An 11630-nucleotide genomic window follows, 5' to 3' on the forward strand; every position below is an offset into this window, starting at 1 on the left:
ATGGCAAGCAATCATACAGCCACAGAGGAAAGCCCCAAGCGTCATAAGGTCGAAGGACCTAAGAAGCATATTATCGCGTTTATTTTCTCACTCTTGCTTACGTTCATCGCATTTGCGACCGTAATAAGCGGAGAAATCAACAAAGATTTTATCTACATCATTTTGATCGGCTTAGCGGTATTGCAAGTATTCGTTCAAATGGCATTCTGGATGCATATGAAAGACCGTGGTCATACATTCGCTATTATTGGGATTTTGACTGGCGTATTCATCGTATTCACTTGTGTCATTATGGCTGAATACTGGGCTTGGTGGTAAAAGATTTAACTATTGGAGGAGAGGAGGGTCCCGAGGCTTGGGTCCCTCCTCTTTTGTAAAAAAGCTAGCGTAATTGAAAGGAGTTTCCACGATGCTTGGCTTACAATATTTTCGCTTCGAGGAATTGTGGACCCCCATGTTTTTGTTCGGAATGGCCGCAATTGTCATTCTATATTTCTACTTAATTGGACCATGGCGAGAAAAGCATGCTCCTGAGGCAGATGCTGCGACAAAGCTTCAGAAGTTCATGTTTGTTTCGGCTGCTATTATGTTTTATATGGTTCATGGAGGACCTTTTAATCTATTAGGTCACCTGATGTTTACATTTCATATGGTCAATATGTCAGTATCGTATTTAGTTGTGCCGCCGCTAGTATTGCTTGGCATTCCAAGCTTCTTATGGCGAAAAATGTTCTCGACTCGGTTTTGGAAAAAGTTGAGTTTTATGATGCATCCTATTATTTGTCTTCTGTTGTTTAATATACTATTCTCTGTTTATCATGTCCCAATTGTCCATGACTATGTGATGACGCACTTCTCTGTGCATCGTCTTTATTATTTTATTTTGCTTGTAACGTCGTTTATGATGTGGTGGCAGATTGCAGCTCCAGTACCGGAGTGGAGCAGGCTTAGCGATGTGAAAAGAATGGCTTATGTGTTTGCGAACGGAATGCTTCTGACACCGGCTTGTGCTTTAATTATTTTTGCGAAAACGTCTATGTATGCGATCTATAGCGATCCTAATGTATGGGTTACAGCGATGGGCTACTGCGTATCGGGTGATCCAAGCCGTTTGCTCGAGAGCTTCAGCGGTCCACAATTTTTTAATTTGATGGACGTTGTTGAGGACCAGCAGCTTGGCGGAATCGTCATGAAATTCGTGCAGGAAATTATGTACGGAATTATTTTGGCGTATATTTTCAAACAATGGTTCAAGCGTGAGCACAAGGATGATGAACTGCCGAACACGAATACAGGAACAGCTTAATACCAATTATTTTACGAACAATAGGTGGGGTAAAAGTGGACAGATATAATATTGTACCGACAATCAGTACTTTCTTCATCGTACTTAGTGCAGTGCTGGTAGCCGTAGGCTGGAGGCTGGCGATTAAGCGAAGGCTGGCGGAGCATCAGAAGGTTATGTTCTACGCAGCAGTGTCAGCAACGATCTTCTTTATCGTATATGTATCGCGTTCGATATTCGTAGGAAATACAATCTGGGGCGGGCCAGATAGCTTAAAACCTTACTATTTTGTCTTCCTATTGTTTCATATCGTGCTTGCGACAGTTGGAGGTGCGTTTGGAATTACCACACTAACGCTCGGTTATAAGAAGAAATTTGCTAAACACCGCAAGTGGGGCAAAGTAACCTCGATGGTTTGGTTTGTTACTGCTATTACAGGCACAGCGGTGTACGTATTGCTATATCTCATGTATCCAGGCGGCCATACGAAACCCGTCATTGATGCAATTTTCGGATAGGAACATCAATAGATATACCGTTAGTAAGCCATGTTTTCGAAAGAGGCAACTCTTTTGACAGCATGGCTTTTTTTTATGGTTAAGCAGCGATTTGTATACAAATAGGCGTATTGTCATTGTGCAGGAGTATTTACCGTAGTAGGGAATTCTCCTCCAAAAATCTTTTTATGGAAGTACTTGACAACTGTGTATGCACTGAATATACTGTGTATAAGGATATATACAGTATATTCGCTAAGCGATTGAAAGGAGCAAATGCTGTGGGGCTATGGAAGGGTGCATGGTATTTAGCGAAGCATGAGCTGGCTAAAGATCGTTGGAAAAGTCTTTTTACATTATTTTTTATCGGCTATTTATTGTTATTTACCGTCTCTTTAATAAATGATGGCTTTGAGGGGGAAAATGGATCATTCGGAAACTGGTCACTCGATTTCATTTATCTCTCGATTCTGCCTGTTCTAGGCTTCGTCGTTAATAAAACGATGATGCGTTCATGGAAAGAAAATTCCTATACGAGAAAGATAGCGCAATGGAGAACATTGCCGATCTCCTCGAAACAAATTGCACTGGGACGAATCATCCAGTTCACCATCGTATTATTTGCTGCTCAGCTTGTTTTCTTCCTTTTGCAGTTTCTAATTGCACGAGAAATGGGCGTTGATATTTCAACCGGAAACTTCGTGTTATATGGAATAAGCTGGTTCGGCTACTCTCTGACGATGGGAATTGGATATGTATACTGGGAAACAGGGCATTCAGGAAAAACATATTTTTTCTTCAACATCATCTATCTTGTTCTGCTGCTCGTCATTTCAATTAGTTTATCTCTTTTGGACATTGGAAATATTGTTGCCGGTTCGCTGCACGCGATTGAGAATGGCAGCTGGTGGCTGCCAATCGTAACGGTCACCGCTAGCGTTATTACTGCCATCCTCGGAGTTAAACGAATCGAAAATCGGCTGGATAAACGTACCTACAGAGCATAGATATTCGAGATTGAAAGAAGGTGAAGGTCATGCGGCTGCCGATCCAAATTAATGAACAAAGTGCAGAGCCGCTTTATCATCAAATCGAAGTACAACTGCGAGCATTAATCGTCAGCGGCCAGCTTTCAGAAGGGATGCTGCTGCCATCGATACGCGAGCTTGCCCAAACCGTTAAGTGCAGTGTTATTACAGTAAAAAGAGTATATAACGATTTGGAAGCGGAAGGACTGCTTCGAACGCGGCAAGGAACCGGCACGTATGTGGCACAGGTTGGTGAACAGGAACGTGACCGGCATCGTCTTGCTGCTGTTATCGAAGCGTTAGAGCTGGCAGTCATTGCCGGCAAGCGGGTTCAGTGTACAGAAGAAGAGCTGGAGACGATGTTTAAAGAAGCAATGAGTAAGCATTTTGAATAAAGGATGGGACATATGATGAATGAGACGATGGCGATACAATTAGACGGTGTTGTGCAAAATCGTGCGAGCTTCAAACTAGGACCAGTCCATATGAGCATTCCGCAGGGTTACATCACGGCAATTGTTGGGCCGAACGGGTGCGGCAAGAGCTCTACATTTCGGTTAATTCTTGATCTGGATAAAGCGGATGGGGGCACAATTCAGTTGCTTGGAGAGCAAGTTGAGAATGGGCTGGACACAGAGCTGAAGAAAAGAATCGGTTACTTGCATGACCAATCCTCCTCGCATGAGGATAACATGAAGGGGACGGAGAAAGCTGAGTTTCATCGCTTCTGGTACGACAAATGGGATGTGAATCGCTATCGGGAGCTGCTTCGCATTCTTGAAGTCGACGATAATCAGCTGCTTGGCAAAATGTCGAAGGGAATGCGTCGCAAATTCGAATTTGCACTAGCCTTAACGCATAACCCGGAGCTTCTCCTACTCGACGAACCTTCCTCAGGGCTCGATCCGCTCGCATGGAAAACGATGATTGAGGTGCTTCATCGGTATATGGATCGTGGAGATCGTACGATTCTCATGACCTCTCATATTATTGAAGAAGTGAAACGACTTGCTGATTTTATCATATTTATGGCTCAAGGAAGAGTGCTTGGCATGTACGAGAAGGATGAGTTATTCAGCAGTTGGTTTACGCTATTTGTAAGCGGTGTTGATCTATCGCCGAAGAAAGCGGCGTTAATGCCAGGTCAAACCGTTGTGGAGCATGCAGGCGGAACAACGTATCGTATTGCGACGAACAAGGCTGCTGAAGCTGAGGCATGGTGTGCTGCGGAAGGTTACCAGATCGTCAGCAGGCAGGTACTTGAGCTGGATGAGATTATGAATGCTTTACTTATACAAGACAGATTAAGTACAAGGATGAACTAGTAGAGGGGAGTAATAACATGAATCCATTAATAGTAGAAAAAGTAGTGAAGCAATACGGGGATAAAACGGCGGTAAACGAAATTAGCTTGGAGGTAAGCGAGGGAGAGATTTACGGCCTGCTCGGGGCCAACGGCGCCGGCAAAACAACGACGATGCGGATGGTGCTCGGCTTGATCTATCCGGACGAAGGGCGGATTCTCTACAACGGAAAGCCTTACAGCAATGAGCAGCTTAGCCTGCTCGGGTATTTGCCGGAGGAGCGTGGGCTCTATCCGAAGGTGAAGGTCAGCGATCAGATTATCTATCTGTCGCAGCTCAGAGGAATGTCGAAAGCGGATGCCGACCGCAACCTGAAGCAGTGGCTGGAGAGGTTCGAGGTGCCGGAATATTACAACAAGAAGGTCGAAGAGCTGTCGAAGGGGAACCAGCAGAAGATTCAGTTCATCGCGGCCGTCAACCACAAACCACGCATCGTCGTCATGGACGAAGCGTTCAGCGGGCTTGACCCCGTCAACGTCGAATTGTTGAAGTCAACGGTTAAGGAACTGCGCGACTCCGGCTCAAGCATCCTGTTCTCGACGCACCGGATGGAGCATGTCGAGGAGCTGTGCCGGAACATTACGATTTTGCATCGATCGAACACGGTCTTGAAGGGCAGTTTGAAGGAAATTAAAAAACAATTCCCGAGAGAACGTGTCATCCTTGGCGCCGACAAAGATATTAGCGGACTCGATCGGCTGGCCGGCGTAACCGGCGTCACGCGCACGGAGCGCGGCTACGACATTTCCATCTCCTACGAAGCGGCGGGCGCTGACATTCTGCGTTTGGCGATGGAGCAGGCGAACGTGAATCATTTCGAAATCAAGGAACCAACGCTAAATGAAATCTTTATCCGAATGGTGGGTGATCGTCATGAATAGTTTCTGGACGGTAGTAGGGTTTACGATCCGGAATAAGGTCAAAGGCAAAGCTTTCGTCATTACTACGTTGATTATCGCGTTAATTATCAGCATCGGCATTAATCTTCCTTATATCATTGCACAGTTCGATAAAGGCGACAAAGTAACAAATATCGGCTATATCCAGTCGCAGAGCGAACAAGCGGCAAGCGGCACGGCAACTGGCGACAGTTTGAAGGCGTACTACGAGAAACAAGAAAATTCGAACATCGTGATGGTTCCTCTTGAAGACAAAGGCGATGCATCGGCGAATGAAAAGCAGCTGAAAAAAGCAATCGACGATGGGAAAATCAAGGGCTACCTTGAGTTCGGCGATATGACGGACAACGGTTTCCCGCAAATGACTTACAAGTCCGAGAAGCTGATGGAATTCGGCATGACGGAATCACTGCAGGGAGCACTTTTGCAAATTCGCCAAACGAACGTGCTCCAGGATGCGGGCCTTTCGGCTGAGCAAATGGCGCAGCTATCGGCTCCGATCGAGATCGGCACCGTTCAGATTTATACCGGCGAAGGTTCGGGCAGCGGCAACACGGGCAGAACGCCGGCGGAGCAAGGCGTCAACATGGGCGTCATCTATATCATGATTATCTTCCTGTTCATGGCCATCATGACCTCCGGCAACATGATCGCGTCGGAAATTACAGCGGAGAAAAGCTCGCGCGTCATGGAAATCCTCATTACGAGCGTATCGCCACTGAAGCAAATGTTCGGCAAAATATTCGGCATGTTCGTCGTCGTCATCGTGCAGGTTACATTCTACCTCGCTGTCATTCTGACGAACGTGTCCATGCCACATAACAAAGGCGCACTAGGCAATCTCGACATCGACTTGTCGCTCGTCGATCCGTTACTGATCATCTACGCGCTGCTGTTCTTCCTGACGGGCTTCTTCCTGTTCGCGACGCTGTACGCGGCGGTCGGTTCGATCGTTAGCCGGACGGAAGACCTGGGTCAAGCGGTCATGCCATTGACATTCGTCTCTCTGGCGGGCTTCTACATCGCAATCTTCAGCATTAGCGCGCCGGACAGCATGCTCGTGAAGGTGACGTCGTACATTCCGGTCTTCTCACCATTCGTCATGCTGCTCCGCCTTGGGCTGACGGACGTGCCGATGTGGCAGACGCTTCTCTCTTTCGGCATCCTGCTCGTCTCGATCTACGTGGCGGTCTACATCTCCGCTAAGATCTACCGCACCGGCGTACTCATGTACGGCAAGCGACCTAGCTTGAAAGAAATCCGCAAGGCTATGAAGGCGTATAAGATTTAGAAGGCACGGCAACGCTCAAATCGGAAAGAGGCTTACTTCTGTAGGCCTCTTTTCGTTTTGAATTACTTGTACAGAGTGTGATTGTCATCTCTCGAAGTGCAAGACGAGTTGTAGGACGCATTGCAATAGACTTGTAGTCAGAAAACGAGGTACTTCTATGTTCTGTATCAAAAAACTTGACACAGCGAATGCAAAAAGTTAATGTGTTAATAAAAACGGGGAGATTTCATATAGTGGCTAAGTACATTATTCTTAAACAAGACATTCATAGAAGACTAATGAATGGGGAGTGGGCGGAAGGTTTTAGAATGCCCTCCAGCAGAGAATTTGCCGAATACTACGAATCCAGTGTGAATACGGTGGAGAAAGCCATCAAAGAATTAGTCGAAGAAGGGTGGTTAATCCGGGATTCCCGTAGAGGAACTTTCATGGATAAAAGTAAGCTTACTGTTCAAGGCAGCACACATCTGGTGGCTGCTTTCGTTTTTGGCATTGAAAATCCGCTTTGGTCGGCTGCATTGAGAGGAATTGAAGATGTATTATATTTACAAGAATATCAACTGATAAGTTCAAGTAATGATCGGAATTTGGAGAAGTTGGAAGTGCTTGCAAAAGGGGCGGTAGCAAGAAAAGTCGAGGGAGTCATATTATGTCCAATTTTGAGTCATGGACATGAAGATATTAATAATCGAATCTTCTCCCTCCTCCAAGATAATGGAATAAAAGTTGTATGCCTGGATCGAACCGTATATAACAGCAATATTCCGTATGTAACAAGCGACAATATTACCGGGGCATATAATTTAACGAAGTTGTTAATCAGTCATGGCCATCGTCGTATATTATTTATCCGGAATTCGAACATAAGTACAATGAATGAACGGTTAGTGGGATTTAAACAAGCGATTATCGATTCTGATTTAGAATATTCCGAAGAATTTGATGTGATTATACCGACCAGAATGGAAGATTTTTCTGACGAATTTGATTGGTATTGTGACGTATTTGAGCAGAAAATGAAACAATTGAGTTTTACGGCGGTATTGACAGCGAATGATCAGATTGGGGAAGCTGTAATTCATTCTTTCAAAAAACTAAAATATAATATTCCCGAGGATGTATCGTTTGTAACGTACGATGCTGCCAATTTAAACCGGAAAATTAATTTCAATGTAACGGGAATTTCACAACCCTTTTATGAAATGGGACAGTGTGCCGCCAGATTATTGCTCAATTTAATTGATGGAAAAGAAGAACAATATAATATCGGACAAGTATGCAAATCGAAGATCGACATTGGAGAATCTGTAAAATCGATTTAGTTATAGCTGGTTATTGAAATGAAGACGACTGTTATTCCAAATATCTGGGATAATAGTCGTCTTTTTGCTGACCAAAAGCCCATGGTTCAGTTTTATTACTTCTTGAAACACCGTTTGTTCGGCGTGTTCGACAGAATTAACTAACGTAATAGGTTTTTCATTTTAAAACTGATCAAATCTGTATTAATTTATGTGTCATAAAAATGATATTAAATAATCTTTTTATTGACACAGATGTTTGTTTATTATAATATCTGACTTATCGAAGTGAATTATAAAACGCTTTCTTTGGCAAGTTTATGTTCTAGAGGGGGACTGAGAGGGTTGGTAAGTCTACGTAATTTTTGGGTTAAATCATGGAATCAGCGATACTTATTTTTAATGGTATTACCCGGTTTTCTAATTGTTTTGGTGTTCAGCTATTTTCCGATGTACGGCATACAGATTGCATTCAAAAAATACAGTGGGGTGCAAGGGATATGGGGGAGCGATTGGGTTGGTCTTAAATACTTCATTATGTTTTTTAATGACCCGACCGCGTTGAGAGTTCTTAAGAACACGTTACTGCTCGGGATCTATTCTTTGCTGTGGGGGTTTCCGGCCCCGATCATACTGGCTTTGCTATTTAACGAAATCAAAAATTCCGTTTTCAAAAAAGTGGTTCAGACGATTTCCTATTTGCCTCACTTTATATCAACTGTGATCATCATAGGGATCATTAGGACTTTTACGGAGAGGGAAGGACTATTTAACAAAATGGTCTCACTATTTGGCATCGATCCCATCGTGTTTCTCTCGGAACCAAGCTGGTTTAGGACTATTTTTATTAGTACAAATATATGGCAGGGCATCGGATTCGGTACAATCCTATACTTGGCTGCATTAAGCAGTGTTGATCCTACCCTATATGATGTCGCAAATATCGATGGAGCAAGCCGTTGGAGAAAAGTGCTGAATATCAACTGGCCTCAAATTAAACCGACGACGATTATACTACTGATTTTTTCTGTAAGCGGTATATTGGGTACCGATTTCCAAAAGGTATTATTGTTGTACAGTCCGGATACATACGAAGTCGCCGATGTAATCGGTACGTTTCTATACCGGGAAGGCATCATAGGAGCAAGGTTTGAATATACGACGGCAATTGGACTCTTCCAGTCGGTAATTGCATTTATACTGCTTGTTGGGGCTAACATGATAAGCCGAAAGGTTTCAGAAACAAGTCTTTGGTAGGGGGGCATTGAAGATGGTAGGCAAAGAGAGTATCGGTTCGAAAATATTTAACATCATAAATATAGGTATCATGCTGCTTCTGTGTGTGGTTATGCTTTATCCGTTCTTAAACGTAATCGCAGTATCACTAAGCAATTCTGAACATATTTTACGAGGCAATATTACGATTTTTCCAAGAGGATTTAATATAAACGGGTATAGCTACATCTTTAAAGATCCGTTTTTGTATTCTGGATATGCACATTCGATCATCTATGCGGCAGGATCTACATTGTGTATGTTGACCTTTACTTCGCTCATGGCGTATCCGCTTACAATTACCGATTTTGTTGCCAAAAAGTTTTTTGCGATTTTCCTGGTCATAACGATGTTCTTTAGCGGCGGCATGATCCCAACATATATGCTTATGCGCAGCCTTAACCTGCTTGATACATACTGGGTAATGATTATACCGGGATGTATATCTGCTTTTAATGTATTGATGTTCAGGTCGTTTTATCAATCCATACCGGCCGATTTGCGTGAATCCGCTGTCATTGACGGAGCCAATGACATTCAAATTTTGTCAAAAATTTATTTACCGCTTTCAAAACCATTATTGGCGACCTTTGCTCTGTTTGGGATTGTGGGTAGCTGGAACGGTTGGTTTGAGGCGCTGATCTATCTGAATGACGAGAACAAATATCCGCTGCAATTAATCCTCAGAAAGTATTTATTTACACTTTCCTTCGAAGCCGGGTCCGGATCGGCTGCCATGCAAGCGATGCTGTCGCAAATGAAAATGGATCCGAAAAATATTCAGATGGCGATTGTTGTCATTGCGATGTTTCCAATCATGTTAATATATCCGTTTCTCCAAAAATATTTTGTGAAAGGCGTCATGATTGGGGCTGTTAAAGGTTAGCTATCACCATATAGTTGGTGACTGAAGGGAGGGGATATCCTGCGAATAAGCATAGAAGAGCATTAAAGGAATAGTGACGATTAACGGGTAGTTAAGAAAAATAATGGAGGGGTAAGTATGAAACGAAGTAATCGGCTTTTTTCACTTATTCTCGCGATATTATTCGTCTCGGGAACAATATTAGCGGGTTGTAGCTCCGAAGATACAGATAAAAATACGAATGATTCGGCAAAATCAGGCGGCACCCTAAGTTTTTCCGTTACTTTGCCTTCTTTCGGTAAGAAAATCGAAGATTCCATGGTGCAAAAAGAATGGGTAGCCAAGATGGAGTCCCTGACGGGTAAAAAGCTTGACATTGAATTTAATTATATACCTATAAGCGAGTATGACGATAAGTCGAGACTTTTGCTTGCAAGCGGCGATATTACGGATTTAGTATTGATCATGAACAAGGACTTATATAATCAGTATGAAGAAGACGGCACATTTATGGATCTTAGCTCATATAAAGAGCTCCTGCCTAATTACATGAATTTGGTTACACAGGCGACAGACGGTGAAATAAAAGCAATCAGATCCGATGGTAAATTTTATGGATTGTGGAACATGAATTTGCCAAGACAGGCCGAAGATAAAGGAATGGGAGTATACACTCCGGCAACTTACCGTTACGATATTTTGGAGAAGAATAACATGAAGATTCCAAATACGATAGACGAGCTATACGAAGCTGCCAAAAAGCTAAAGGAACTTTATCCTAAATCGTTCCCGGTCAGTACAATATGGAATTCCTTTGATTCGCTCTTCTTAGCTCACCATAACGGAGGATCTAAAGTTTACTGGAACGGCGAGAAATATGTATTTGGACCGATGGAAGAGTCGTATAAGGAAGCTCTGCAGTTTGCGAACAAACTGTTCTCCGAGAAATTACTGGATCCGGAAACGTTCTCTGATAAAGATGATGCAATCAAGAAAAAAATAATGAATGGAACGAATTTTATTTTGCTGCAAAGCTGGTTTAACTCTGCCGCAGATTGGAACCGCTCGGCAACAGGAGGGGAAAAATTTGTCATCTCACTATTCCCGGATAACCCGAAATACGGGAAAGCTTGGCAAAGTATTTCCGATTTCAGCACTGTAGGCGTGGATCAGGGTGCGGTGATGGTCGTAAACTCCAAAGCAAAGAATGCGAAAGATTTAGTCCAGTTGATGGATCTGCAATATAACCCGGAAATCATTGAACTCGTGACATGGGGCATAGAAGGGACAACATATACGAGAAGTGCCGATGGCAAACCTACGTTTGTCGATTCGATTAAAAAGGCCGCCAATGCTTGGGAAGAAGGAGACAAATACGGCATGAGAGCAAGCAGCTCGTACCGCCCGGGATTACAAATGGTAATCGATACGAGGGCATTTGTCGATTTTGCCCCGAACGACCTTGGTTTCGTAAATGGCAATTTAGTTGAAAAACCGTGGGAAACAGCTTTCGCAGATATGCCGTTTCCTAACGAGTATACAGCTCCTATGGTGAACGAACCTTTTCTTGAGTTTACTGATGACGAACGGGAACAAATTACTTCGGTTATGTCGCCAATTAACACTTTTATAGCGGAAATGCAAAACAAATTTATTAACGGCAAAGAGAGCCTCGATAACTGGACAGCGTTCCAAGATAGAATTAAAAAAACGGGCGATATTGATAAAGTTCTTCAGATCTACGCCGATGCTCTAAAGAGATACCAAGACAGAGTAAATAAATAGCGGTATGAACGAACCCGCAATATTCCTTATGGATAATGAT

At 43.4% G+C, this 11630-nt stretch carries 12 protein-coding genes; all 12 read left to right on the forward strand.

Annotated elements, in window-relative coordinates; genetic code table 11:
- The 12 genes from AC787_RS01120 (at position 1) to AC787_RS01175 (ending at position 11590) form a co-directional block, all read left to right on the forward strand.
- Complete coding sequence (locus AC787_RS01120; RefSeq protein ID WP_054023104.1) at positions 1–318, forward strand: cytochrome C oxidase subunit IV family protein; 318 nt, start codon at positions 1–3, stop codon at positions 316–318.
- Between the two features lie 91 nt (positions 319–409).
- Positions 410–1306, forward strand: a complete 897-nt coding sequence (gene ctaG / locus AC787_RS01125; RefSeq protein WP_054023105.1) for a cytochrome c oxidase assembly factor CtaG — start codon at positions 410–412, stop codon at positions 1304–1306.
- Between the two features lie 35 nt (positions 1307–1341).
- Positions 1342–1803 carry a DUF420 domain-containing protein gene (locus AC787_RS01130; RefSeq protein ID WP_054023106.1) on the forward strand — a complete coding sequence of 154 codons (462 nt, stop codon included), beginning with the start codon at positions 1342–1344 and terminating at the stop codon, positions 1801–1803.
- Positions 1804–2063: 260 nt separating this feature from the next.
- Positions 2064–2789 (forward strand): hypothetical protein, encoded by a 726-nt coding sequence (locus AC787_RS01135; RefSeq protein WP_054023107.1) that lies wholly within the window; start codon positions 2064–2066, stop codon positions 2787–2789.
- 29 nt (positions 2790–2818) lie between these two features.
- Positions 2819–3205: a GntR family transcriptional regulator gene (locus AC787_RS01140; RefSeq protein WP_054023108.1), complete on the forward strand. Its 387-nt coding sequence runs from the start codon at positions 2819–2821 to the stop codon at positions 3203–3205.
- A gap of 12 nt (positions 3206–3217) precedes the next feature.
- A complete protein-coding gene (locus AC787_RS01145) occupies positions 3218–4135 on the forward strand; it encodes an ABC transporter ATP-binding protein (RefSeq protein WP_235560872.1) in 918 nt (305 codons plus the stop codon).
- A gap of 17 nt (positions 4136–4152) precedes the next feature.
- Complete coding sequence (locus tag AC787_RS01150) at positions 4153–5055, forward strand: ABC transporter ATP-binding protein (protein WP_054023110.1); 903 nt, start codon at positions 4153–4155, stop codon at positions 5053–5055.
- A complete protein-coding gene (locus tag AC787_RS01155) occupies positions 5048–6364 on the forward strand; it encodes an ABC transporter permease (RefSeq protein WP_054023111.1) in 1317 nt (438 codons plus the stop codon). Before AC787_RS01150 ends, AC787_RS01155 begins: the two co-directional genes overlap by 8 nt.
- 233 nt (positions 6365–6597) lie before the next feature.
- Positions 6598–7686, forward strand: a complete 1089-nt coding sequence (locus tag AC787_RS01160; RefSeq protein ID WP_054023112.1) for a GntR family transcriptional regulator — start codon at positions 6598–6600, stop codon at positions 7684–7686.
- 381 nt (positions 7687–8067) lie between these two features.
- On the forward strand, positions 8068–8922 hold the full coding sequence (locus AC787_RS01165) for an ABC transporter permease (protein WP_054026831.1): 855 nt from the start codon (positions 8068–8070) through the stop codon (positions 8920–8922).
- 13 nt (positions 8923–8935) lie between these two features.
- Positions 8936–9826 (forward strand): carbohydrate ABC transporter permease, encoded by an 891-nt coding sequence (locus tag AC787_RS01170; RefSeq protein ID WP_054023113.1) that lies wholly within the window; start codon positions 8936–8938, stop codon positions 9824–9826.
- 117 nt (positions 9827–9943) lie between these two features.
- Complete coding sequence (locus AC787_RS01175; RefSeq protein ID WP_054023114.1) at positions 9944–11590, forward strand: extracellular solute-binding protein; 1647 nt, start codon at positions 9944–9946, stop codon at positions 11588–11590.
- Positions 11591–11630 lie beyond the last annotated feature (40 nt).

Origin of the sequence: Bacillus sp. FJAT-28004, from assembly GCF_001280845.1 — a bacterium.
Classification (GTDB): domain Bacteria; phylum Bacillota; class Bacilli; order Paenibacillales; family Paenibacillaceae; genus Pristimantibacillus.

Coding starts and splice junctions, on each gene's coding strand:
- AC787_RS01120 (WP_054023104.1), top strand. CDS start 1: ATGGCAAGCAATCATACAGCCACAGAGGAAAGCCCCAAGCGTCATAAG.
- AC787_RS01170 (WP_054023113.1), top strand. CDS start 8,936: ATGGTAGGCAAAGAGAGTATCGGTTCGAAAATATTTAACATCATAAAT.
- AC787_RS01145 (WP_235560872.1), top strand. CDS start 3,218: ATGATGAATGAGACGATGGCGATACAATTAGACGGTGTTGTGCAAAAT.
- AC787_RS01150 (WP_054023110.1), top strand. CDS start 4,153: ATGAATCCATTAATAGTAGAAAAAGTAGTGAAGCAATACGGGGATAAA.
- AC787_RS01175 (WP_054023114.1), top strand. CDS start 9,944: ATGAAACGAAGTAATCGGCTTTTTTCACTTATTCTCGCGATATTATTC.
- ctaG (WP_054023105.1), top strand. CDS start 410: ATGCTTGGCTTACAATATTTTCGCTTCGAGGAATTGTGGACCCCCATG.
- AC787_RS01140 (WP_054023108.1), top strand. CDS start 2,819: ATGCGGCTGCCGATCCAAATTAATGAACAAAGTGCAGAGCCGCTTTAT.
- AC787_RS01165 (WP_054026831.1), top strand. CDS start 8,068: ATGGTATTACCCGGTTTTCTAATTGTTTTGGTGTTCAGCTATTTTCCG.
- AC787_RS01155 (WP_054023111.1), top strand. CDS start 5,048: ATGAATAGTTTCTGGACGGTAGTAGGGTTTACGATCCGGAATAAGGTC.